Origin of the sequence: Paenibacillus sp. GCM10027629, assembly GCF_042676425.1 — a bacterium.
In the GTDB taxonomy this organism is placed as follows: Bacteria; Bacillota; Bacilli; order Paenibacillales; family Paenibacillaceae; genus Paenibacillus_K; species Paenibacillus_K terrigena.
Window position 1 is genome coordinate 743,288 of the sequence record NZ_JBHTGZ010000012.1, and the last position, 24,826, is coordinate 768,113.

Below are 24,826 nucleotides of genomic sequence, written 5' to 3' on the forward strand. Positions count from 1 at the left end.
GTACCTTACGCCTCTCCTATTCAGTGTAAGGAAAAAGAAAGACATTCGTCCATGGTAATAAACTCTAAATGTCAAAACAAGCCGACCCTTATGCCAGGTGCCGACTTGCATGATATGAACGAGCTTTATAGCGATACTTCCTTCTGCCCAGACAGCTTGAGGAAGACCAACAGTGAGATGACGGTAATCAATGTTAATATGGTAGACAACGCTGCAGCGACGCCATAGTTGCCTCGAATAACTTCGGTATAAATCGCAACCGTAACCGTCTTCGTTTTCCCCGTATATAAGATGATCGAGGTACTTAATTCCGTAATGATGGTAACCCAGCTAAGAATAGCTCCCGAGACGACACCCGCCACCATCATCGGAAGTGTAATTTTGAAAAATGTTCGCATCTGGGAAGCTCCCAAACTGATCGCCGCTTCTTCAATGCCCCCGTTGATCTGATGCAATATCGCTGCACTCGATCGAATCGTATAAGGCAGACGACGAATCACGAAGGAAATAATCATAATGAGTGCGGTTCCGCTTAATGCGAGCGGCTTATCGTTGAAGGTAATGAGCAATGCAATACCTAAGATGGAACCAGGAACGATATAAGGGAACATCGTGAAAATATCCAGCGTATTCGTTAAAGCATTGCGACGACGAACCGTTACATACGCGATGAGAATCGCAAGCAGTATAATCACGACGAGGGATACAACCGCAAGGAAGAACGTATTGGCAATCACGCCGCCGATATTGCTGAATGCATCGATGTAACTCTGCAACGAGTACCCATCGACAAAGATTCGACCGTTTGTTTTGAGAAAAGATGTATAAATAACGTACAGCTGCGGCAAGAGCGCGATTAGCGTATAGGCATAGATCACAACGTGAGCCACAATATTACCGATACCCGACTTCTTCTTCGCTTCAATCGGATGCAAAGCGCTCATTGTAAAAGATTTACGATTGGATACGTATTTCTGCAGCAGGAAGATCACTGTAGCGAAGAGTACGACAATGACGCTGATCGCAGCAGCAAACCCATCATCGCCGCCAACCTCACTAATAAATTCGTTGAAAATAAGGACGGGAACGGTTTTGAACCCTTCACCGATCAGCATTGGTGTACCAAAGTCAGCAAGTGCACGCATGAATACGAGCAATCCGCCAGCGAGCAAGGTTGGTGTAATCAATGGAAGCAGAACCTTGCGCATTTTGTTGAAGCCTTTGTACCCCATACTTTCCGCTGCTTCCATGAGCGATTGGTCCACATTCTTCAGCGCACCGGATACATACATGAAGATAAGCGGAACCATCTGTAACGTTAAGACGACGAGAATCCCTGTAAACCCATATATATCAGGCATAGTGAACCCAAAAACATTTTTGATGAATTGAGTAATTACGCCGTTTCGTCCTAATAGCAGGATCCAGGAGTAAGCGCCTATGAATGGTGCTGACATCGACGAGATCAGAATCATAATGCGGATGGTAGAATTCCCTTTAATTTTGACCGTGGCCATCAAGTAGGCCAGCGGCGTTGCAATCAGCGCAGAAAGTGCGGTTACACAGACCGTTACTTTAATACTGTTGAATAGTGCCGTTAAATAATAGGGCTTGCTGAAAAATTTCGTGAAATACGCAAGTGAAAAGTCGCCTGTCGTGCCGTTGTAAAAACTCTTAATCAACATGGTGAATAACGGAAGTGCTAGAAAGAGAATATAGAAGACAAAGATCAGTAATGAAATGTTCGTCCAGATGTCAAACCGTTTGCGCGTATCATTCATAGCTGACCGCTCCCTGTGTAGTTCAATTCACCCGCAGCATCGTATACATTAATTTTGTCTGTTTTGACTTTCAGATAAATCACTTCACCGGGGGAAAGGATTTGACTCGTTTTCGATTCCTGCGTGATTTCGATCCGCTGACCCGATTCAAGATCGACGAAATAATGTGTATTTTGTCCTAAGAATACGCTGTGTACAATAGTAGCTCGGATCCCGCTCTGGTCCTCCGTCATGATGAACTCCTCCGGGCGAACCGAAATTTGTACTTTCAGCGAAGCTTGTGGTTTAGGAACGCGAATGTTAGACATTGGCTCAGCATAATCAGAACCGATCTGTAAGGAATAACGGCCTTCCTCTTGCGCTAGGGTGCCTTCAATAATGTTCGTTCGGCCGATAAAAGTAGCAACGAATACATTGGCAGGACGTTGATAAATCTCTTGCGGTGTGCCCAGGTGCTGAATGATCCCCGATTTCATGACTGCGATTCGATCTGATACAGCCATCGCTTCTTCTTGATCATGCGTGACGTATACGGTTGTGATCCCAACTTCCCTCTGAATATCCTTGATCGCATTCCGCATGTCGATCCGTAATTTCGCATCGAGGTTGGATAGAGGCTCATCCATGAGCAGCACATCGGGACGAATGACGATCGCTCTAGCAAGCGCGACACGCTGCTGCTGTCCCCCAGATAGATTCTTCGGCATCCGATCCTTGTATTGTTCGATTTGTACAACCTTCAGAATATCATCGACCTTAGCGGCAATTTGTTCCTTAGGGATCTTCCGGTTTTCAAGACCAAACGCAATGTTGCCTTTGACCGTTAAATGAGGGAAAATCGCATAGTTCTGAAATACCATCCCGATATTCCGTTTGCCCGGTTCGACCTGATTGATGACCCGTTCATTGAAGCTGATCGTCCCGCCTTCAATGCTGTTAAAGCCAGCAATCATCCGTAATAGTGTGGTTTTCCCGCATCCGGAAGGACCGAGAAGGGTGAAGAACTCACCCTTCTTAATCTCCAGGGACAACGCAGGAATGACCGTCGCATCTGCATACTTTTTGACTAAGTCTTTGATGTTAATCGTTACTGTCATGGTTGTCACCTAATTCTTTCGTTTATTTTGTGCTTGTGAATACATCCGTGTAGTGCTCGATGATTTTGGATTTATTTTTACTGACATAATCCGTGTCTTCGTTGATCATGTTGATCTTGTCGTACGGTGTCATATAATCGCCAAGCTTCGTATCTTTACGTAGTGGACGGTTCGTTAATTGCGTGCCAAATGCATCCTGCGCTTCTTTGGATAGAATGAAGTCGATGAATTTCTTCGCATTGTCCATATGCGGCGCGCCTTTGATAATACCGGATGCCGCATCTAGGAATACCGCGCCTTCTTTCGGATAGACCACTTCAACAGGAGCACCGTTTCTTACATAGGTGTTCGCTGGATCTTCATACGTCAAGCCAACCACATACTCGCCGTCAGCCACACTTTTATGAACAGCTCCTGAACCGCTCGCGATTTTACCATCCAAGTTTTTGATTAATTCGCTAACATAGCTCCAGCCTTTCTCGTTCTCATAGTCGCCGCCCATCGCTTTCAGCATATTCGTAAGCTGTGCAAATGCGGAGCTTGAGCTTGCCGGATCGGCCGAAGCAATTTTCCCTTTAAGCTCCGGGTTCAACAAGTCAGCGTAGCTGTCAATCTTGATGTTGCCGATCAAATTCTTATTCACTAAGAGAACGCTTCCATCTGAAACAAAAGGAGTAGCAAAGCCTGATTTATTGCGATGGCCTTCAAGTAAGAATTCATCGTTCGGTGATACGTACGGCTCATATAAGTCAGCGTTCTCAAGATAGCCCGCCATCGAACCGCCAAACATCACGTCTGCGTAAGGATTTTGTTTCTCTGATTGTAAGCGTTTAACAATTTCGCCCGTTCCAGCCGTTACGAGCTCGACGGTAATTCCCGTTTGCTTTTCGAACATTGGGATAATGGTCTTAATGATCTCTTCACTATTCGGACTGTAAACAACAAGTTTATTGGACGAAGCTGACTCTTTCTCACCACTGCCGCAACCTGTAAGTGCCGTCATAACGAGCATACATGCGATCAACAGCATGGAAACCTTCTTCATTGCTATTTCCCCCTTGAACCGATATGTTTTTGTTTTTTTATTTACAGGTTTATTGTATCAGGCATGATACCGCTTACAGAATCCTATAATCCGCAAACATCGTCTAAAATACGCAACAAATTTTGGACAAAAGAAAAAGAACCACCCCAAAAAAAGGAAATCAGGTGATCCTGCCGAATAGGTTAATCCCCATATGATTCGAAAGAAGGTGTAACAATTAATGATTGATTACGGTGCAGATCTCTTTAAAGGTACGGCGTGGTACTACGCTAGATACCGTCCGCTGTATCCCGCATCGCTGGTTCGGTATATTGTAGACAAGTTTTCACTCGATGGCGAAGGTCGGCTGCTTGACCTTGGATGTGGGACAGGCCAGCTCGCGCTCCGGTTTCAGGATTGGTTCGACGATATCGTAGGAATCGATCCCGAACCAGAAATGTTAGATGAAGCGAGACGCTTGTCCATAGACAATCGGGTGGATAACGTGCAGTGGCTCCAAGGTAAAGCAGAAGAGCAAGCGAATGATCTGGGGACTTTTCGACTCATCACGATTGCCAAAGCTTTTCACTGGATGGACCGGGAAACGGTTCTCGAAATGTTATATCACCATACGGACGTGAATGGCGGGATTGTGATTATCGGCAACGATTCAGAGAAGCAAGAACCCCTGCCTTGGCAGCTCAAGGTCAATGAAGTCGTAGCACGATGGCTAGGTAGTGAGAGAAGAGCGGGCAATCTTACCTACCAACCGCCGACAGAAAGGTATGAGGATACGTTAGCCAAGTCACGTTATCGGAACATCGAAAATCACGTGCTGCCGACGTATTCGCACACGTGGACCGTTGATTCGATTGTTGGCAATCTGTACTCCACATCCTATGGTGCTAGGCGTTTCTTCGGCGAAGATCTGGAACGATTCGAGGACGAGCTCCGAACTGCATTGTTAGCGATTAACCCTGCTGATCAATTTGTGGAGGAACATTCAGTCTCTGTGATCACAGGTATGCGACGCGACTAACGAACTCTACAATGCTTATTTAGGCAAAAATACGTGTTCTGAAGCTGTAACGAATCTCAGCGGCGCTATCTCCATCAAAAGCGTGTTATTTCACTTGAAAATGAGTCAATAACGCCACTAGGGTTCGTTAGTACGAAAAAACAGTCCATTTTCCCCCGTTAAGCATCATTCGATTCGTTAGCCACGAGATAATCATTATAGGGAGGTACATACGCATGAAAAATATCTATGTCGTCCGGCATTGTAAGGCAGCGGGACAAGCCGCTGATGCTCCATTAACCGAGATCGGTAACGAGCAAGCCCAGACTCTCGCCGAATTCCTCGCAGACAAAAATATCGATTATATCGTAACCAGTCCCTATGTGCGGGCTTACCATACCATCGCACCATTCGCAGATCAACAAGGGATCGACATTCGTATGGATGACCGTTTAACAGAGCGGGTCTTATCAGGGCAGGACTGTCCCGATTGGATGGATAAACTTCGCGCCACGTATGACAATCTGGATCTATGTTATGCGGGTGGGGAATCCAGCCGCGTGGCGATACATCGCGCTGTTCAAGTCGTTATGGATGTTCTGGATCAACCGTGCAAGAATGCTGTTATCGTGTCCCACGGTAACTTGATTTCGCTGCTGCTCAAGCATTTTGATGACAGGTACGGATTCTTCGAGTGGCAAGCTTTATCCAATCCTGACGTATACCAGCTTACTTTCGTCGATGGCTTGCCTAGCATTCAGCGAATCTGGACAGTATGATTGTAAGGGGCCGATGGCCCCAGATCATGCGGATGGAATTGAAGCATTCATTCCCTTGGCAGCGTCCTGTTGATCTTCGCATATTCTCTCGGGGATTTGCCGACCGCAGCTTTGAAATCTTTACTGAAATGAGCTTGATCCGTATATCCAAGGTCCATCGCCAAGTGAGCCAGGTCCAAGCCCTGCTCGATCAACTCTCCCGCTTCATGCATTCGGTATCGTTGAATCACCCACTTAGGACTCACACCAATGTATTGACGAAATAACCGTTGAAGCGTTCGCTTCGTCATGCCGAACCGCTCGACGACATGTTCGACTTGTGTAATTTCACGATCTTTCACAATGCCATTGATCACATCATTCAATATATCCACGGTCTCATCTCGGTCAGGCACCCATTGCATCAATAATCGCTCCACCATCTCAATTCTCTTCCCATGATCCTCTAGCGAAAATAGTTCTTCTTCGAATGCACGACAATTAATGGGGAAGTAATCGGAAAGAGGTGCGGTGTGATCGGTCAAGGTTGCTGCGGGTGTTTTAAAAAAACTATAAAATGCACCTGGTCTGAACAATACACCCACAATCTGTCCCTCTCCTTGGAGCAGATTAACGGACTTTCTGCGATCAATACCGCTTATGCGAGAGTTTCCCTGTTCGAAAACAATATTCACCCCCGGATGCTGCAAGACTTCTTGCGTGTAGGGCTCCTGTCCGCGCAAATCCCACGTAACAAACCAATAATGTTGTATCCAGAACCCTAACTCTCCGGAAGAAGGATAACGAGAAATCGAAAACTTGGTTTTCCCTGTATTAAAATGTAGAATCCCCTGATTCGGATTACGTTCCATAGGTATCCCCTTCACCTCTCAGCACCGAATTTTACAATTTTACAATCGCAAGAAGCATAGCGCGTTTTTACAAGAATGCCAGCTGACATCGTGTTAAGATCGCTGTATTCGAGAGAAATTCAACTCGTATCGAGGAGGTATTTCACATGAAGCTGGAATATACGTTCTACATCAACACAAACCCTGAACAGGTATGGGAGGTTCTGTGCGATCCTGAGAAATCATTCCACGCCTTCATGGGCGGGGTCATCCGGTCAAGCTACCAGATCGGCGATGATATCACGTTCGTAGGACCTGGCGCTGATGGCGAGCAAACTGTCCATATTTACGGAAAAATACTGGCCTATGAACCGTATCGGATCCTAAGCTATACAGACCACCCTGGGCCCTCCCACTATTCGCAGCATGCAGAGATGGAAAGCCGTGTCACTTTAACACTTGAACAAGTCGGTTCATGTACCCAATTGCATCTCATCAACGATGCGTGGACCGAGGACAACTCACTCTTCGGCAAAACCGAGCGGTTTTGGTGGATGATTCTAAGCAATATCAAGACGATCGCGGAGACCGGAAAATCACTTGATTTTGGGTTCTAATTGTTCATTATTTGTTATACTTCACCCGAATCTCATCCAACTTCGAACGAAGCTCATCTTCCAAGTCATATTCGAAATAATTCGCTAATTACAGAGATAAGCCAGGCAATCAGCCAGTTCTTTGCCCAAGTTCTCACGAACTTATTGCTTCGCCTGTAAAAAAGCCGCATTCTGAGCCATCCCCGTCTCGGTCAGGTCTTTCGTTCGATAGAGAATCGTACGGAATTCTTCAGCAACTTCGGCGACCTCCGTCGTTAACAGCATGTGAGTGTATAATAAGAACTCTTTGCTGGATTGAAAATCTTGTGGATCAACCTTGTCCCAACCCATTTCCTCTTGGAAGGTTTGGTAGTATGCTTGTACGTCCTTCAAGTCATGTCCATCCTCTTGTCATCAATTTCCTAACCCTTATTTTATGTTGATTTCTATTGAATTGGAAGATATTATGGGGTGAGAGATGATTGGAAGGGGAATTGAGAATCTACATGTGGACAATCTTGTCATGATGAATGAACTAAATCGCGTGCTATACCCATAAGCTTTCGGGTGAAGTATGCCTTTTTATCATCATACAAGGACTGCATGGTGGGGTTGATATATCCATCGACTAAGCGGATACCTTTGTGTATCTGCTTTTTTTATTGTTCGACGGAAATAAACCATCTCGATTGACCTACATGATCGCATCCTCAACCTATGGAGGGATTACGTTATGACACAATTACACCATCAAATCGCCATCGTTACAGGGGCCAGCAATGACAGAGGTATCGCTGCTGCGATCTGTCGCAGGCTAGCCGCGCAAGGAATCGATATTTTCTTTACATATTGGAAGTCAGAGGCGTCATGGCCTAATACATTTCAGCAGGAGATCATCCGTCAGGGCGTTCGATGTGCAAGCATAGAGATTGATTTATCGCGGATCGATGCTCATCTCTTATTATTAGACAGCGTATCGGAACAGCTCGGTTTCCCCACGATCCTGATCAATTGCGCCGCCCATTCTATCGACTCGAACTACATGGATCTCGATGCCAAGACACTCGATGATCATTACTATACGAACGTCAGAGCAACGTCCTTGTTATGTGTGGAGTTTGCTCGTCGTTACGAGCGATTGAACTTATCCTCAGGTCGAATTATCAATCTAACTTCGGGTCAAGCTCTAGGTCCGATGCCTGGGAATCTGGCTTATGTGGCATCCAAAGCAGCCATCTCTGCGTTCAGCCAATCTTTGTCCGCGGAGTTAGCGCCACTTGGGATCACGGTCAATGCGGTGAACCCTGGACCAACCGATACGAATTGGATGACGGATGAGATCCGAGATCATCTCCTGCCGAAATGCCCCATGGGACGAATCGGTCTTCCGGAAGATGCTGCGCGTGTGATCGCGTTTCTGGCGAGTGAGGATGCTTGTTGGATCACAGGACAAGTGATTCATTCAGAGGGTGGATTTTATCGGGGTTAGGTTGGCGAGATGAGCGTGCAGCACGGAGCGGACTGGACGGCTAACGAACCCCATGAAGCCTAGTTCGTCCAAAAAAGGTGTTTTGAAATTGTAATGAATCTCAGAATCGTTATTCCCATCAAAAGCGCCACATTCCACCTAACATTCACAAAATAACATCGCTGGAGTTCGTTAGCTTGAAAAAGAAGCTATTTTCCGGGCAATAAGTATCGTACGATTCGTTAGCGGAGAGAGACACCTCGTCCACACGACGATCATCATCAAATAAGGGGCTCTCGCCCCTCTTTTTACATCACGTTCCGAAGCTCACACTTCTGCACCAGTCGATATGATGATCCAGTATTGCCATTCTTTTCTGCAACGTTCCTGGTAAATCTTCGATCCCCTCACCATCCTGCTTCAGCAGGCAACCGTCTTCGGTGAACGATGCAATATCTTCGAGCTTCACTCTGAACGTGAACCCTAACTTCCTGCGGCCGGATTATAGAAGTTCGAGTTGACTCGAAGTCAAGCGACTTTCACGGACTTTTATGGTATCCTTATATGTTATGACGTAAATGATCCAAATCCGTTCCATATGAAGGAGACAATATGACTTTTAACGACTTACAATTACACCCTGCTATATTACAAGCTTTGGCGAAAGAGAACTATACAACGCCAACACCGATACAGGAACAGGCAATCCCCTCCGTGTTAGCCGGCCGAGATCTGCTTGGCTGCGCACAGACAGGGACAGGGAAGACGGCTGCCTTCTCGCTGCCGATCATTGATCGATTACTGAACCAACCACGTAAATCCGGTTCGGTTCGCCCGATTCGCTCCCTCATCTTATCGCCGACACGCGAGCTTGCGATCCAAATCGCAGATAATATCACCGCGTATTGTCAATTTACAGATTTGCGCTGTACGGCGATCGTTGGGGGTGTGTCCCAGCGCGTACAAGAGCGAGCGCTCAGCCGAGGAACGGACATCCTAATTGCAACGCCGGGAAGACTCATTGATCTGCTCAACCAGAAGTGCATCCAGTTGCATGATGTGCACACCCTCGTGTTGGATGAAGCCGATCGTATGCTGGACATGGGCTTTATTCATGATGTGAAGCGGATTCTGAGCAAGCTGCCGCGTGAGAAGCAGACGTTATTCTTCTCCGCCACGATGCCGCCAGAGATTACGAAATTGGTCAAATCGATTCTCGTGAATCCCGTGAAAGTCGAAATTACACCTGTATCTTCGACCGTGGACCGCATTCAGCAATCCGTCTATAAGGTAGAAAAGGGCAATAAACGACATCTCTTGAAGCACTTGCTAGAGGATCCATCGATCGGCTCAGCATTGGTATTCACTCGGACCAAGCACGGCGCAGACCGCATGGTGCGTGAACTGAAGAAAGCGGATATTACAGCGCAAGCCATTCATGGTGATAAATCGCAGAATGCGCGTCAATCAGCGCTCTCTAATTTCAAGAGCGGCGCAACACGTATCCTGGTCGCAACGGATATTGCCGCAAGGGGTATTGATATCGAGGAGCTCTCACATGTCATTAATATCGATCTGCCGAACATCCCTGAGACTTATGTTCACCGCATTGGGCGTACAGGACGGGCGGGGATGAGCGGAATCGCCATTTCCTTCTGTGAAGAAGAAGAGTTCCCTTACCTGAAGGATATTGAGAAATTAATTAAGAAACAGATCCCCGAGGTGAAGGAGCATCCTTATCCGATCGGAAGCTTCGTCCCTGCTCCGCAGACCGACAAGCCTTCGAGACCAGCAGGAATGAGGCCTTCCAAACCCAAAGCGCGTACACACGCACCACGAGGCAAGCATCATGCCGGACAACGAACGGTATAAAAGACTAAGAGTACCTCTCCGAACGAGAGGTACTCTTTTTTTCATGTTGGCATCGCATCAATTTTCTAGTAAATTCAATGATCAGCAGCAGCTTGTGTGTTCTTGCGATAATCATTCGGCGTAATACCGTTGTTTTTCTTAAAAATCCTATAGAAATACGAGCTGTTCGTAAACCCTGTTTTTTCAGCGATTTCAGAAACCGTATACTCGGAAAGGCGCAACAGCTCTTTCGCTTTGTTCATGCGCATTTCACCGATGACATCAGACAGCGAATTAACGGTTAGCTGCTTATACAGCCTGCTTAGATAAATCGGTGATATCGATAGCTGATCCGCGATGAAATTTAATGAAAGATTCGGATCGCTGTAATGCTGAGCGACGATCTCGTGCACTTTGTTGACAAAATCCTCATGTTTCGTGCTGCGTTTCTCCTCCAGCATTCTGCTGATATCTTCGAACAATTTGAAAAAAGGCAAATGGATCTCTTCCATCGTTTCGGCTTGATTCAATGATGAGACGGACATATCGAAGTCAGGCGTAACGATGAAAGCATTATTCTTTTGCAAGGATCTTAAGATGTTGTTGATCGTAATCGTTAAATGAGAAATGACCAGTTGTAGTACCGCAAAGGGATATTGTTCTGTTTCACTTACGATTACGCAGAAAATGCTCTGGGATTCGTCCATACTGCCCTTCATGATACTTTCTGAGAGCTGTTTCTCTTTATGTGCGGGGAAAACATATTCCTTGGATTTCAAATTCATGATGTCTTGAGAAAAGATGATGCTCCCATGTCCCTTAAACAGCCGATGCATGGAAGCTTCCATGATTTGCATGTACGCTCCGGTCCATTGTTCGACCGACTCAATCATCGGACTTGCAGTGAAAGAGACGGAGAGCTTGATGTGATTGAGAATTGAAGTTTGCATTTCATGTATCATGTCCAGCATCGCTTCCTGATTATGTTCCTGCAGCGGATCGCGAATATTCAGGATCAGCAAAATATGATTCTCTCCCATGTCAATGGTCTCAACGCTAAAGGTAGAGGACGCAATTTCTGCGCTAATATTCATGATGGCATACTTCATTAGCTTCAAATCTCCATGATAATGCTCCAACCAATAGGCGTATTGATCGATCTTGAGCAGAACGAGGCATGATGGATGATCTACGAGTAATTTCGATTCAAAATATTGCAGCTTTTCCTGTATAACTCCTGAAAGATTCGTTTCCCGCCCCAATATCGTATTCCTCAGAAAATCTTGCTTCAAAATATACTGATGATCTCGTTTTTCGGCTTCCAGCGTCTTGAACTTGCGAAAGACTTTATCGAACGGAAGGTAAACTCTGTGAGAATAAATATAAGAAACACATAATCCTAAGAGCAGTATACCTCCAATAATATAAAGCGTCCGAAAACGCATTTTGCTAATGTCATGTGTAATGTTGTCATAAGGAGTTATGCGAACATATCTCCAGCCTAACGTATCCGGAGACGTGTAAGAGATTAATGAACGAACTCCGTTCACCGTATCTACAAAATAAGAAGAGGAATCTGTGTCCGTAAGTATCTTCTGAATATAGCTTAGATCAGATAAATCGGTAAGGATTGGCTTGGTCCTGTTTTTGGAATACAAAATCCCGTCCTTATTCATGATAAATGTCTGTTCCCCTGCAGGATTCCCATTCGTTGGCTCCACGCGTTGAGTTAGCCAAGAGTCCGCAATGTTGACAACTACCGCTGTATTTAAGAAGTCATTATCGTTGATGACACTGTAGCACAAGTAGGTGTAGCTGGACACTTTGGTCGTCTCAATGGAACCGATGTTGTACGTTCTCGGAATCGGCTGAAAAGGCTTATATTTTTTGAAATCATTGAAAATATTCAATATTCCTTCGTCGTCCAGCCCGGCTTTCGGTTGGATTCCGTTACGCATGCTATGTGAGCTGATGTAGAACTGTTTGGATTTTGCGTTATATACATAGATGGATTCAATAAATGGCAATGATGCCCGATAATTATCCAATTGCTGCTGTGCGAAGATCGCATCGTAGATGTTCGGATTCTCATAATACAGTAATTTCGATACAGCTGAATCGTTGTAAATTTGTGATGATAGGGAAGTCGCGGTTTCGGTCATCTTAGATACTTCGTTCTTGATCTGGACAAGACTGTTGGAATTGGCATGGTAGACTTGCTTGAGCGCAATATCCTCGAAGTTCATGTACAAGATTGTAGATGTCGCGAGCAGAGTAAGGATCACACAACCAATAAAGCTCATTAGGATTCGTGTATATACTTTCTTATGCTCCCTGGACTCTGGAATAGTCATCAGTTATGAAACCCCTTTCAATATGTACTGAAAGTATACAATATCAATTAATGGCATTCAATTATTGAATTCGTAAAGGGTGCAAATGTAGAAAAGATTCATGAAAGTACACAAAGTTCACTCCCGAAAAGTGCAGTTTTGTCAGCGATATGCGGCAGGATACAGTATATTTGTCCGAACACTCTAATCTACACTGTGAACATAGCAAGCAACACACTTCATATGGGGGAGGCCGTAGGTCATGTTAAAGAAGAGAGGCTTTTTTTACGAATTGAACAAAAATAAAGTCATGTTTTTAATGCTAATGCCGACACTTATTTTTTTCTTGATCAATTCCTATTTTCCAATGGTCGGTATTTATTATGCATTCACAAGCTATGATTTTGCAGGCGGTTTGTTCGGAAGTCCGTTTGTCGGACTCGATAATTTCAAATTTCTATATCAATCAGGGGCATTATGGAAGCTAACGATCAATACGATCGGATACAATGTTGTGTTCATTATATTAGGTAATGTATTGGCTATTGCGATCGCAATTCTAATTAGTGAGATTCGCGGCAAGTTATTCAAGAAATTTACCCAATCGATTATGTTTTTGCCCTACTTTATGTCTTTTGTGCTTCTTAGCGTTCTCGCCTATAACATGTTTAATTTCGAATCGGGATTTTTCAATCAGGTTTTAAAATCGCTGGGGATTGCACCGGTGGATATTTATAATACGCCTTGGGTTTGGCCGATTCTTATCACGGTATTTTATATATGGAAGAATCTCGGCTACAGTATGATCATTTATTTGGCCGCAATTATGGGGATCAGCGACGAATATTATGAGGCTGCCAAAATTGACGGAGCTAATATCATGCAGAGAATCTGGCACATTACGGTGCCGATGCTTAAGCCAACCTTTGTGATCCTCTTGTTATTTGCGCTTGGCAGCATTATGAAGGGACAATTCGATCTATTCTATCAACTCGTAGGGAATAACGGTCTACTGTTTGATGTCACGGACATTATCGATACGTATGTTTACCGCTCGTTGAAGGTGAATTTTGATATCGGTATGGCTACAGCAGCTGGCTTGTATCAATCGCTATTCGGGTTTGTACTCATTATGACCGTGAATTATATCATCAAAAAAATAAACGAGGATTATGCCTTGTTCTAGACGGATATAAAGGAGGGACTACCTTGAAAGATAATAATGCCGGAATGTCGTTGTTATTTAAAACGTCAGCCTATTTGATCATCATGCTGTTTTCACTTGCTTGTCTCTTTCCCTTTCTACTTATGATTTCGGGTTCATTCACATCGAACGAATCCATCATCCGAGACGGATTTCATTTGATCCCGCAAGTGTTCTCACTAGAAGGGTACAAAATGATCTTTACGTTCCCGGATCAGCTGCTGAAAGCTTACAGCGTAACGATATTTGTGACGGTTGTTGGAACGGTGACGGGATTATTCCTTATAACGATGACGGGATATGTTCTACAACGGAAGGATTTTAAGTATCGCAACAAGCTCTCTTTCTTCATCTATTTCACCACGTTGTTCGGTGGCGGACTTGTACCGTGGTATATCATGATCACCAAATATTTCAATTTGGCAGACACATACGCCGTTCTTATTTTGCCGGGATTGATGACGCCGTTTCTCATCATTTTGATGAAAAATTTCATAAAATCAGCTGTTCCCGAGGAATTATTCGAGTCGGCCAAAATCGATGGGGCAGGCGATTTCAAAATTTACTATAGCATTGTGCTTAAGCTCTCCATGCCGGGCGTAGCGACGGTTGGGTTGTTCTTGGCGCTGACCTATTGGAACGACTGGTTCTTATCTTCACTGTTCATTAATGACACAAGCATGTACCAGCTGCAGTACTACTTATACAATACGGTCAATACGATGCTGTTTTTATCGCAGATGGCAACAGGCACAGGTGTTACCCTTGCTAAAGAAATTCCGACGGAATCTACCAAAATGGCAATGGCGCTTGTCGTTACAGGACCTATCGTGTTCCTGTACCCGTTCGTGCAACGGTATTTTGTAAAAGGGTTGACGATTGGCGCAGTTAAAGGTTAGTACCGAAGTAAACAAATCTATTGTTGTTTGCATTCGGCTGACATATATTATTCTATTATAGGGGGAATATGGATGGTAAAGCGTAGGATAATTTCGGTATGCATGATCATGACGCTCGCGGCAAGTATGCTTGCAGGGTGCGGTGGCAGTAAGGAGAAAGACGCAGGGAATACGACGACCGACAGTACACAGACGAAGGACAACGGAACTGCAGCCAACACTTCGGATTCAAAGGATAATAAGCCGGGTGGGATCGATACATCCGAAAAGGTCGATCTTCAATTCTACATGCTGGGAGACGCGCCGAAGGATTTGCCGATCATTCAGGAAGAGATCAACAAGCTGGCAATGGCCGATTTGAACGCAACGGTGAAGTTCAATTTTACGACATGGACAGACTGGGAACAGAAATATAAGCTTCTGTTGTCTTCGGGACAGCCGATTGACCTGATCTTCACAGCAGACTGGACGCAATATCAATCCTATGCGAAGAAAGGCGCCTTCCTTCCATTAGACGATCTACTGCCAAAAGCTGCGCCAAAATTAAATGAGTTTGTACCGAAGGACATGTGGGAAGGAGTCAAAGTCGACAAGAAGATTTACACCGTTCCTGCAACATGGAAAGAGTATGTTAACGAAGGTATTGCTTATAGAGAAGATTTGCGCAAGAAATACAACTTGCCGAAACCTGAATCGATTGAAACATTAGAGCAATATTTGGACGGAATCCGTAAGAACGAGCCGAATATGCTTCCATTAGCCGATAATCAAGGGTATCAAACAGATGCAATCCTTCAATTAACAACCAAGGTCATTAACAGCAGTGGTAACATTCCATATGGTCAGATTATGATGTATGATACTCCAAGAGATATAACTTCTTATTGGGGTTCTCCGAAGCATCTTGAAGATTTGAAAATGTACAAAAGATGGGCTGACAAAGGGTACTGGCCAAAGAACGTCCTGAATGTAAAAGATAGTGCGCATGATGTATTTGCAAGCGGTAAGGCAGCTGCTGTTCTGGGTGGCGAAAATCCGAACCGTTTCAACGATTCCGTCATCAAAATCAAATCGACTCACCCGGATTGGGAGCTAGGTTACTTCCCTTATCCAAATGCGAAAGGGTTTGCTTCGCCGGTACATCCAATTCATAATGGGTTTGCCATTCCGCGCAGCAGCAAGCATCCAGAGAGAGCGCTTGCTTTCTATGAAAAATTGGTTACGGATAAAAAATACAATTGGCTGACACAATACGGAATTGAAGGCAAAAACTTCGAAGTTGAGGACGGCAAGTATTATAAAATGGTCGGTGACTCGCAGTCGAGCGGTTTCCCGAGAGAAGGTATGCAGAGCTGGGCATGGAGAAATCCGGAGTTCATGCTGTTTGATAAGAGCTTTGATTCTGTATTGGCCATGTTCAATGAATTCGATAAAATTGCGAGACCAGAAATTTTCCAAGGGTTCCCTGAGGATTGGACGCCATATCAAGCTGAGAAAGCAGCTGTTTTACAAGTGGAAAAGCAATATCTATACCCGCTTAACGTAGGTCTTGTTAGTGATGTTGAGGGCGGCTTGAAATTGTTCATGGAGAAGGCCAAGCAAGCAGGGCTGGACAAAATTCAGGCAGAATACAAGAAGCAATGGCTCAAATATATGGATGATATCGGGAAATAACTTTTAGACAGAAGCCACAACCGGACGGTTGTGGCTTTTTCGCTTGCGCTTTGTGCTGGTTTGCTCATCCGAGGCTGTATTGCGCTTGCATCGCAGCAATTTTCTGCTGAATATACATAACGGCTTCCCCGAGCTACTTAACATAGACGTGCATCAGCGGGAGATTACGATCGGGGAATACGGTAGAGGTAATCTCTCCAATTCGCTTCGCTCCCATTTTGGCATAGAACGCTTCGGCATAAGGATCGCTATCTAATGTAAATTCTGCAATATGCAGCGCCTTCACCTTGCTTAGCAGATCGGACCACATCTGCTTGCCGTACCCCTTCCCAATATGCTCCGGGTCAATAAACAACGCATCCAGCTTCTTGTCCTGGACCGAGAAACTATAAAATGCTATAAGTTCGTTATCTCGCTCCATGACATGCACAAGATGCTGCTCCAAATAGGCTTCGGTTACTGTCAGATCATCTCTGCATTTCGCAAGGAAGTCCTCGGAATATCCCCAGTGCGCTTTGGATCGATAGGCTAGGTTACTTAGGTTGTGGCAATCTTCGGTCATGGCTTTGCGTATCATCATTGCTTATCTCCTCTGTTATGTATAAAGATCCCCGTTATCGATTACATATCGAGGATCTTGGGGTTGATTATTTGTGTGCTACGATCATAAATCGTTCGGAATTCGTTCGAATCCCTCGATCGCATTGATGCTCCTCTACGAACTGATAGAGAAGCATATAGTCCGTCTCGTCCTGACCGAAGTTCGGAATGATCGGTGTATGCTTCAATAGGAATAGGAGATCTTGAACGGATTTATAGTAATCTGTCGCATTGTATTCATACACTTGAATGTTCTTCAAGCCTGCGTCCCTTAACTCTTGGATATATCGACGCTGCAAGGTGCCATGCGAGATTCCCCAGGATTGCCCTCTTCCGAACGCTTGCTTCAAGTTCCATTTGTCTCGTTCACTGACCTGCTGCGTGAAGAAGATTCCGTCGTCGGCTAGTACTCTAGCAACCTCTTGCGCATGAAATTCAGAGTGTCTGCAAGAGACGATGTTGAACAATCGATCTGGAAAAACGAGTCGCTCAGCATCCATTTGATGGAAGCGTACATTGGATTTCCCCGCTTGTCTTAAGTTATTCTCTGCCGTCTTCATCATACCAGATGAACAATCTATGCCAATTGCGAGTAGTACGGCATCCGCAATAGCTAACAGCGCTTCTCCCCCACCCGTACCGATATCCAGGAGGAGATCCGACTTTCTGCAGACCCCCGTGACTTCTTGGTAGAGATCCCACTGTATCCCTTCCGAGACCACTTTCATCCTGCTGAAATCCCAGCCGTTCATTGCACCAACCTGATCATAAAATTGTCGATATTCTTGTTCATTCATGTCTAATTCTGCCACCTTCCAAAATGATTCATATACAAACGAAAAAGCCTGCCAATAGACCTTAGTGGATATTCTCCGTTATGCAAAAGGGCATACAACCCCCTTGATAGCTGGTACGCGTGTTACCCAGCCCGGAGACTATCTACCTCGAATCATCTGGAAAGCCATGTTCCGTTCACCTCAATTTGGAAGAATACTTCAAGTATAATCGGTAGGGTGCTTTATATTCAAGTAAGCGGGACGGTCGTTACACACCCATTCGGCTTTTTACCGTGATCATCGTCACTTGCTTGAACTTATCGATGTCTCGCATTAATTGCGTGATCGTGTCGCTATATTTCTGTTGTAACGACGAATCTGTCAAAGACACTAGATTGATCTGAGCCGTCAACAAAGCCGATTGTGCCGCAGCCTCGAGCAAGATCGTGCTGATTCCTAGATCAGAGAGCACATGCGGATTGCAACAATCAGCGATTCCCTTCGCGTACCGCATCCCCGCAAGACATGCTTCGATCAGACGGATCGGCACATCAATCGCCTGAATCGTCGCTTGTTCCAGCGCCTGTTTACGTGCTTCTTTCTCCGATTCGGAGTTCCGCGGCAGCTTGAGAGCGGCCACGTACTGCTCGAAGCAATCCATATCCTGCGCAAGCAGTTGTTCATAGATTGTCGTGAGCGTATTCATCCGCTCTAATGTCTCATGAATCTGCTCCTGATAAGCTGCATATTTCTCGCCTTGCGAGAGGTTGCCTACCATCGAGGTCATCGAGGCGCCTAATGCCGCAACAAGCGCAGCGACACTGCCTCCACCCGGTGTAGGACTTGAACTCCCGGCTTGCTCAATAAAAGTCCGAATGGATTGATCCCATTGGTTCGTACGCATGATTAACGCACCTCCTTCTGCAGACGGATGGCCTTCATGAGATTCTGATAGAGAATGGCCGTCGTTAACGTCCCGACGCCGCCAGGTACGGGAGATATGGCTTGTACATGTTGAGCCACGTCAGGCGAAATATCTCCGACAATCTTCCCTTCATCCGTTTCATTAATGCCTGCATCGATGAAGACGAGCTTCGCATGCACCATATTCGGTTGAATCATATGCGCGCGCCCTACCGCTGCAATCGCAATATCCGCATGATGCAGATGCATCGCAATATCTGGCGTTCTCGAATGGCAGACCGTCACAGTCGCTTGTTCATGCTGAAGCAGATGGAATAAAGGCAATCCTACCGTCTGCCCTCGGCCGACCAAGGTCACATTCTTCCCTTCCAATGGATAGCCGTAATGCTTCAGGAGCTGAATGCAAGCCTGCGGCGTAGCCGGATAGAGTCCCACTTCCCCTGTAATGGTCGCTCGCTGATTGCTCGGGGTCACCCCATCAATATCTTTCCATGGTGTAATCGCATTCACGATGGTTGTCGCCGATAGATGCTTCGGCAGAGGGAGCTCCAGCATAATCCCGTGTACCCTGGGGTCAGTATTTAACCGTGCGACTTGCTGCAAAATCTCTTCCTCATGCACCCCTTCCGGGTATTCATAGAGATCGAATGCAACCCCGAGCCGCTGTGCAATCTTCTGCTTCGACTGCGCATAATATGCGGATGCTGGATCCCCTTCCACCAGGATGACGGCTAGCCGAGGCTCGTGCCCTTTCCCCTTCCATTCTCCTACATGCTGCTTCACGGTCTCATACACTTGATCTGCTGCTTCCTTCGCCTTCATTATTGTCGTCATTTCGACAACCTCCTATTTGAATAAAATAAGAAACAAAAAAAAGCATTCACAGCAGACTCGTACCATACGAATCTTCTGCAAATACTTTTCCCCAGGCGAACGGATCGGTAGAGCGGGAGGCTTCCTCGTGGTTCATTCCACTCATTTTCGCCAGTCACATCCCGCTTTTTTTCTTATTTTAGCAGAGATGATCTTAAGATGCACCCCTTGATTCTCAGACGAGACGTACCCTCCGCTATTGACACCCAATTTTGGAATATGGTATATAGAAATAAGAATTAGCACTCATTCATCCAGAGTGCTAATCACCCTTGCAGCCGTACTACATAATCATAGCAGCAACACATATCTGACTTTTAACCTTGAAAGGAGATTTATTCATGACTAAGAAGCAGTTTCAAGCCGAATCCAAACGATTACTGGAAATGATGATTAACTCCATCTATACGCAGAGAGAAATTTTCCTGCGCGAGTTAATCTCGAACGCGAGTGATGCCATTGACAAAATGTACTATATGGCCCTTAGCAATGACAATCTTGTTTTTGACAAAGAGAACTATTTCATTAAGGTCACTGCGAACAAAGAAGCTCGTACGCTGACGATTACTGATACGGGGATCGGGATGACGAAGGAAGACCTTGAGAACAATCTCGGCGTGATCGCGAAGAGCGGATCGCTAGCCTTCAAGAAAGAGAACGAAGCGAAAGACGGACACAACATCATCGGTCAATTCGGCGTCGGCTTCTATTCGGCCTTCATGGTCGCAGACGAAGTGAAGGTATACAGTAAAGCCTTCGGAAGCGATGAAGCTTATGTATGGGCATCGTCAGGTGCTGACGGCTACACAATTGAGCCATGCGATAAGACTACAGTGGGAACGGAAATTGTCCTTAACATCAAGCCGAATACGGAAGAAGATCAATACGATGAATATGTAGAGGAATATCGCCTCAAATCCATCATCAAGAAGTATTCCGACTTCATCCGCTACCCAATTAAGATGGATGTGCAAGGAAAACGTCCAGTAGAAGGCAGCGAAGAGCTTGAGGATTACCAAGAAGAGCAGACGATTAACAGCATGGTGCCGATCTGGCGCAAAAATAAAAACGAGTTAACTGCCGAGGATTACGATAATTTCTATGCGGAGAAACGTTACGGATTCGACAAGCCGCTGAAGCATTTGCATATCAGTGCAGACGGTGCTGTCGTATATAATGCGATCCTCTACATTCCAGAGAGCACACCTTTCGATTATTACACGAAAGAATATGAGAAAGGCCTTGAGCTATACTCCAACGGCGTATTGATCATGAATAAATGCGCAGACCTGCTGCCGGACTACTTCAGCTTCGTCAAAGGTTTGGTCGACTCCGAAGACCTCTCCCTCAATATTTCCCGGGAGATGCTGCAGCATGACCGCCAGCTGAGCTTGATCGCGAAGAACATCAAGAACAAAATTAAGAGTGCATTAACTAGCCTCTTGAAGGATGACCGCGAGAAGTATGAGCAGTTCTTCAAAGCCTTTGGCAGACAGCTGAAATACGGTGTATATAGCGACTACGGTATGAACAAAGAAACACTGCAAGACCTGCTGATGTTCTACTCTTCCACCGAGAAGAAGCTGGTTACACTCGATGAATATATCGCGCGTATGCCGGAAGATCAGAAGTACATCTACTACGCAGCAGGCGAATCTGTCGAGCGGATCGAGAAGCTTCCACAGACCGAGCTTGTGGCGGACAAAGGCTACGAAATCTTGTACCTCACGGATGATATCGATGAGTTCGCAATCAAGATGATCATGAATTACAAGGAAAAAGCCTTCAAATCCGTATCCAGCGGCGATCTTGGTATCGAAGCAGATGCGAACGATAAAGCTGCAGAAGCGGAAGAACAGGATAATCAAGCCTTGTTCGACCACATGAAGACGATCCTCGCCGGCAAAGTGAAGAACGTCAAAGCTTCGAAGCGCTTGAAGAGCCATCCAGTCTGCCTCTCTACGGAAGGTGAGCTCACGATTGAGATGGAGAAAATCCTTAGTGCTATGCCGAACAACCAAGATGTAAAAGCCGACAAGGTTCTTGAAATCAACGTCAACCACGATGTGTTCAAATCGCTCAAAGACGCTTATGCTGGGGATCAAGAGAAGTTAAACTTGTATGTGAATCTTCTCTACCACCAAGCGCTACTCATTGAAGGATTGCCGATCCAAGATCCGGTAGCCTTCACGAACGATATCTGTAAAGTCATGGTGTAAGAACCGTAACACAAAAGGCAGTTCCCACAATGATGGGAGCTGCCTTCCTCTTTTTACATAGGGTCAAGAACGGATTTACCATTTCGTAACCGCTTTATAGTACATCGACTCACTCGCTTGAATCGCAATCGCTTCTGACGTATCAACGCCTTGGATGGCGAACAACTTGGTTCCCGGCGGGTAGGAAGTCGCGTGATTATTCGGGGTTTCCAGCATCTCATCCGTCGATTGCGTTTCGATCTCACCGATTTCTTCCCCGATATCCGTCACTTCTTCCGTTGTCTCATGGTACACACGATCATTCCATTTCACACTCGGTGAAGCAATAGAAGCGATGGCATGATTCATCGTGACTGTATCTGTCTTCTCCCCGATCTGACTCGCCGAGCAACTTGTTAATAGTAATAATGCTAGTAGGATCGTTAAAGTTTTCAAGAGCAAATCACCTCAATTTTCTAACGTCATCTCCGAATCGTTTATATCCGTCTTGACTGGAATACGCTCCAGAATAATTCCATCCTTCGACCGATTAGTCAGAATAAAATTCTGTTGATAGAAACCGAGAAAACCTGAATATGTCCATACTTTCTCCATTTTTATACTCGAGAGAACATTGCCATTCTGATCAACCTGCGTCATCGTACTTGTGTCCGAATCCATCAACAAGAGTTGTTGTCGATCATATTTCGTTCTCCAGAAGGTTCCATTGTCATGAAAAACCATTCTCTTTTCGTAAATCGCCTTTCCCGTTGCGAGATCATACCTTCCATAGACCAAGTTACCGGGGGCTGGCAAGGGTCCGCCCGGACCTGGTGTAATACTTGAATTATTAACCACTAATACGCCTTGTTCTATCGTAAAATCGCTGGAGGTGTTCCAATCCATCAGAATTTCGACTGTTTTCTTCGATACTGCATTGTAGATGGAATAGAACTCCCGCACTTGCACTAAAGCTCCCCCCTCATGCTGGACAATGAGATAAGGCCATTCCAATTCAAACTCCCCTGTTAAGACACTTTCATATGATGAACTAGGCGGGATATTCACATCGATTTTCGACAATGGTTTCTTCCAAGGATATTCATAGATCAATACCGGACCTTCCGAATAAACGGCAAGCTTTTCTGTCGAACCAGAGGCGGGAGGTGACCAACTGATATGAACAAATTTGTTCTGCTTCATCCACGTTTGAACTGTAGGAATTACAATTTCCTGCTGCGTCAGAACTTTTCCCTCAGTACTTAGCGTAAATTTCATCACTTTGCCCCTGTCTTTGGCAATGACGACGATCTTGGATGGATTATTCAATATCCGAATGTCATAGATGAAATCAAACTTCTTTTCCCACGATTGTGTAAATGTTGCTAGATCAATGCACTCGATTTTACCCAAGAGATTGTCAATCAAAAGACGGCGCTGGTCATCGATAGCTTTCGAACTCCTAAAATCAAACGAGATCATAGATTGATTGACTTTAGATGTATCCGATGCAACTGCCAATGATGGGACGAATAATAACAAGGCCATGATCATCCAACTGATTTTTTTCATCCTACGTAGATCTTCCTTTCCTCGAAATACATAACATCTTAACGTGATTCTCAATACAAAAGTTGCTAGTATTTTCCTAAAAATAACAGAGAACAAACGCAGCAAACAAACCATATTGTGCCAACTAATTATTCCACTTTTTTGTCATATATAGGGAAATATTTTCATAGAAAGAAGGTTTTTGTAAATTAATGCAGAATGATATATTTGTCATTTATTAACATTATAGGAGGTTTTATGATGGGAAGAAAACAACAAAGGCTGGGTACCATGGCTGTAGCCGTAGCTACCAGTCTTACTTTATTGCTTGGCAGTACGCCTATGTTCGCAGCACCAACATCCTTCGGGAAATGGGCTAGCCGTACGCAAACGCTATCTGTCTCTAGTAGTGCAGATTTATCGGCTTGGTCTAGTGGAGCATCCAAATGGAAGAATTCCTCGAATTTCCAGGTGACTGCGAAATTGGGTGTGGATGCAACGTATTATGCAACAGATCTTTATAATGCAAATGTAGATTGGGATGGTAATGCCTCCTATTCCACGTTGAGCGGCACGATCACAAAAGCGACATTGAACTTGAATACATACTTCACGAATCAAACGAAATATACGAGCAGTATTAAAGCAGGAGTTGCAGCCCATGAAATCGGACATTCCTTGGGCCTCAATCATACGTCCGTCGTGGAGACTTCTTCGATCATGAATCCATATACCTTTACAAGCACGGGTTCCCTGAACAGACCACTCTCGCCGGCTTCCTCCGATATTTCCGTGGTGAACGGTCTATATCCGGCATTCTTCATGAACAATACGCCAGAAGAACAACCAGCAGCTAGCGCTGAAGGGGAAGAAGTAATCCATATGCATCCTTCATGGGCTATCTATTATGCAAACGAAGCCGAACTAGCTGCGGCTGCAGATCTTGTCGTCCGTGGAAAAGTAGTGGAATCCGGTCAGAGTTTCTTCCGCCAAGGCGATGCAACGTCCTATGCAACATTGAGTCAAATCGATGTTCTTGATGTTGTTAAAGGCGATGCTGCCCAAGTGGACAGTTCGATTACAGTCACGCAAATGGGAGGAGACTTCGGGAATCTCAAAGTACAGGCAGATGGTTCTACCTTGCTGAATCAAGAGCAAGATGTTGTCTTGTTCCTTCGCGACAATGGGGACGGCACCTATCGTCCAATTAACCAGGATGATGGCATTTATGTCAGCACAGGCGGGGTATTCCAGAATATCTCTAACGCGGACTCGCTCAATTTCTCCAGCTTAACAGAACGGTAAAATCATCGAGATCAGCGATCCCTCTACATTACAGAGAGGTCAAAG

23 protein-coding genes and 1 riboswitch are annotated in these 24,826 nt (G+C 45.2%); of the genes, 10 read left to right on the plus strand and 13 right to left on the minus strand.

The genetic code is table 11. The annotated features are described in order from the left end of the window. Nucleotides 1-125 precede the first annotated feature (125 nt). Genes ACFQZR_RS24065 through ACFQZR_RS24075 form a run of 3 tightly spaced genes read right to left on the minus strand, consistent with a single transcriptional unit; the run spans nt 126 to nt 3,923 of the window. Complete coding sequence (locus tag ACFQZR_RS24065; RefSeq protein WP_314585754.1) at nt 126-1,781, minus strand: ABC transporter permease; 1,656 nt, start codon at nt 1,779-1,781, stop codon at nt 126-128. Then, nucleotides 1,778-2,878: an ABC transporter ATP-binding protein gene (locus ACFQZR_RS24070; protein ID WP_379350607.1), complete on the minus strand. Its 1,101-nt coding sequence runs from the start codon at nt 2,876-2,878 to the stop codon at nt 1,778-1,780. Before ACFQZR_RS24070 ends, ACFQZR_RS24065 begins: the two co-directional genes overlap by 4 nt. A gap of 22 nt (nt 2,879-2,900) precedes the next feature. Then, entirely contained in the window at nt 2,901-3,923 is a 1,023-nt protein-coding gene (locus ACFQZR_RS24075) for an ABC transporter substrate-binding protein (protein WP_379350609.1), read from the minus strand. 220 nt (nt 3,924-4,143) lie between these two features. On the opposite strand from ACFQZR_RS24075, the gene ACFQZR_RS24080 reads away from it, so the two are divergent. Together ACFQZR_RS24080 and ACFQZR_RS24085 are read left to right on the plus strand one after the other, a co-directional pair. Further along, nucleotides 4,144-4,941 carry a class I SAM-dependent methyltransferase gene (locus ACFQZR_RS24080; RefSeq protein ID WP_379350611.1) on the plus strand — a complete coding sequence of 266 codons (798 nt, stop codon included), beginning with the start codon at nt 4,144-4,146 and terminating at the stop codon, nt 4,939-4,941. A gap of 215 nt (nt 4,942-5,156) precedes the next feature. Then, nucleotides 5,157-5,699, plus strand: coding sequence for a histidine phosphatase family protein (locus ACFQZR_RS24085; protein WP_379350613.1), 543 nt, complete (start codon nt 5,157-5,159; stop codon nt 5,697-5,699). Nucleotides 5,700-5,746: 47 nt separating this feature from the next. On the opposite strand, the gene ACFQZR_RS24090 is transcribed toward ACFQZR_RS24085, so the two are convergent. Then, nucleotides 5,747-6,550 carry a helix-turn-helix domain-containing protein gene (locus tag ACFQZR_RS24090; RefSeq protein ID WP_379350615.1) on the minus strand — a complete coding sequence of 268 codons (804 nt, stop codon included), beginning with the start codon at nt 6,548-6,550 and terminating at the stop codon, nt 5,747-5,749. Nucleotides 6,551-6,696: 146 nt separating this feature from the next. On the opposite strand from ACFQZR_RS24090, the gene ACFQZR_RS24095 reads away from it, so the two are divergent. After that, a complete protein-coding gene (locus ACFQZR_RS24095; protein WP_379350617.1) occupies nt 6,697-7,146 on the plus strand; it encodes an SRPBCC domain-containing protein in 450 nt (149 codons plus the stop codon). A gap of 141 nt (nt 7,147-7,287) precedes the next feature. Here ACFQZR_RS24095 and ACFQZR_RS24100 read toward each other — a convergent pair whose 3' ends face one another. Further along, complete coding sequence (locus ACFQZR_RS24100) at nt 7,288-7,518, minus strand: nucleoside triphosphate pyrophosphohydrolase family protein (RefSeq protein ID WP_379350619.1); 231 nt, start codon at nt 7,516-7,518, stop codon at nt 7,288-7,290. Nucleotides 7,519-7,858: 340 nt separating this feature from the next. Here ACFQZR_RS24100 and ACFQZR_RS24105 point away from each other — a divergent pair, with 340 nt between their 5' ends. Beyond that, the gene (locus ACFQZR_RS24105; RefSeq protein WP_379350621.1) at nt 7,859-8,614 is read left to right on the plus strand and encodes an SDR family oxidoreductase; all 756 of its coding nucleotides are present in this window, start codon (nt 7,859-7,861) and stop codon (nt 8,612-8,614) included. 292 nt (nt 8,615-8,906) lie between these two features. Here the strand turns inward: ACFQZR_RS24105 and ACFQZR_RS24110 are convergent, their stop codons facing one another. Next, on the minus strand, nt 8,907-9,062 hold the full coding sequence (locus ACFQZR_RS24110; RefSeq protein WP_379350623.1) for a hypothetical protein: 156 nt from the start codon (nt 9,060-9,062) through the stop codon (nt 8,907-8,909). 143 nt (nt 9,063-9,205) lie between these two features. Between ACFQZR_RS24110 and ACFQZR_RS24115 the strand changes: the two genes are divergently transcribed. Continuing rightward, entirely contained in the window at nt 9,206-10,465 is a 1,260-nt protein-coding gene (locus ACFQZR_RS24115; protein WP_379350625.1) for a DEAD/DEAH box helicase, read from the plus strand. Between the two features lie 74 nt (nt 10,466-10,539). On the opposite strand, the gene ACFQZR_RS24120 is transcribed toward ACFQZR_RS24115, so the two are convergent. Then, on the minus strand, nt 10,540-12,798 hold the full coding sequence (locus tag ACFQZR_RS24120; protein WP_379350627.1) for a helix-turn-helix domain-containing protein: 2,259 nt from the start codon (nt 12,796-12,798) through the stop codon (nt 10,540-10,542). Nucleotides 12,799-13,039: 241 nt separating this feature from the next. Between ACFQZR_RS24120 and ACFQZR_RS24125 the strand changes: the two genes are divergently transcribed. The 3 genes from ACFQZR_RS24125 to ACFQZR_RS24135 all read left to right on the plus strand — a co-directional run bounded on the left by ACFQZR_RS24125 (nt 13,040) and on the right by ACFQZR_RS24135 (nt 16,554). Next, a complete protein-coding gene (locus ACFQZR_RS24125; RefSeq protein WP_379350630.1) occupies nt 13,040-13,963 on the plus strand; it encodes an ABC transporter permease in 924 nt (307 codons plus the stop codon). Nucleotides 13,964-14,007: 44 nt separating this feature from the next. Continuing rightward, nucleotides 14,008-14,880, plus strand: coding sequence for a carbohydrate ABC transporter permease (locus ACFQZR_RS24130; RefSeq protein WP_379350985.1), 873 nt, complete (start codon nt 14,008-14,010; stop codon nt 14,878-14,880). A 72-nt stretch (nt 14,881-14,952) separates the two neighbouring features. Next, nucleotides 14,953-16,554 (plus strand): extracellular solute-binding protein, encoded by a 1,602-nt coding sequence (locus tag ACFQZR_RS24135; RefSeq protein ID WP_379350632.1) that lies wholly within the window; start codon nt 14,953-14,955, stop codon nt 16,552-16,554. A 133-nt stretch (nt 16,555-16,687) separates the two neighbouring features. Here ACFQZR_RS24135 and ACFQZR_RS24140 read toward each other — a convergent pair whose 3' ends face one another. From ACFQZR_RS24140 to ACFQZR_RS24155, 4 genes are all read right to left on the minus strand, one after another. Continuing rightward, nucleotides 16,688-17,134: a GNAT family N-acetyltransferase gene (locus ACFQZR_RS24140; protein ID WP_379350634.1), complete on the minus strand. Its 447-nt coding sequence runs from the start codon at nt 17,132-17,134 to the stop codon at nt 16,688-16,690. A gap of 67 nt (nt 17,135-17,201) precedes the next feature. Continuing rightward, nucleotides 17,202-17,951 (minus strand): class I SAM-dependent methyltransferase, encoded by a 750-nt coding sequence (locus ACFQZR_RS24145; RefSeq protein ID WP_379350636.1) that lies wholly within the window; start codon nt 17,949-17,951, stop codon nt 17,202-17,204. A gap of 247 nt (nt 17,952-18,198) precedes the next feature. Then, the gene (locus ACFQZR_RS24150; RefSeq protein ID WP_379350638.1) at nt 18,199-18,834 is read right to left on the minus strand and encodes a cyclodeaminase/cyclohydrolase family protein; all 636 of its coding nucleotides are present in this window, start codon (nt 18,832-18,834) and stop codon (nt 18,199-18,201) included. Between the two features lie 2 nt (nt 18,835-18,836). After that, nucleotides 18,837-19,688 carry a bifunctional 5,10-methylenetetrahydrofolate dehydrogenase/5,10-methenyltetrahydrofolate cyclohydrolase gene (locus tag ACFQZR_RS24155; RefSeq protein ID WP_379350640.1) on the minus strand — a complete coding sequence of 284 codons (852 nt, stop codon included), beginning with the start codon at nt 19,686-19,688 and terminating at the stop codon, nt 18,837-18,839. Between the two features lie 82 nt (nt 19,689-19,770). Then, nucleotides 19,771-19,856: riboswitch (ZMP/ZTP riboswitch) on the minus strand. A 212-nt stretch (nt 19,857-20,068) separates the two neighbouring features. On the opposite strand from ACFQZR_RS24155, the gene htpG reads away from it, so the two are divergent. Continuing rightward, entirely contained in the window at nt 20,069-21,946 is a 1,878-nt protein-coding gene (gene htpG / locus ACFQZR_RS24160; RefSeq protein ID WP_379350642.1) for a molecular chaperone HtpG, read from the plus strand. Nucleotides 21,947-22,021: 75 nt separating this feature from the next. Here the strand turns inward: htpG and ACFQZR_RS24165 are convergent, their stop codons facing one another. Together ACFQZR_RS24165 and ACFQZR_RS24170 are read right to left on the minus strand one after the other, a co-directional pair. Continuing rightward, nucleotides 22,022-22,381 carry a hypothetical protein gene (locus ACFQZR_RS24165; RefSeq protein WP_379350644.1) on the minus strand — a complete coding sequence of 120 codons (360 nt, stop codon included), beginning with the start codon at nt 22,379-22,381 and terminating at the stop codon, nt 22,022-22,024. Nucleotides 22,382-22,393: 12 nt separating this feature from the next. Beyond that, entirely contained in the window at nt 22,394-23,497 is a 1,104-nt protein-coding gene (locus ACFQZR_RS24170) for a hypothetical protein (RefSeq protein WP_379350646.1), read from the minus strand. 237 nt (nt 23,498-23,734) lie between these two features. On the opposite strand from ACFQZR_RS24170, the gene ACFQZR_RS24175 reads away from it, so the two are divergent. Further along, nucleotides 23,735-24,781, plus strand: a complete 1,047-nt coding sequence (locus ACFQZR_RS24175) for a matrixin family metalloprotease (protein WP_379350648.1) — start codon at nt 23,735-23,737, stop codon at nt 24,779-24,781. Nucleotides 24,782-24,826: the final 45 nt, after the last annotated feature.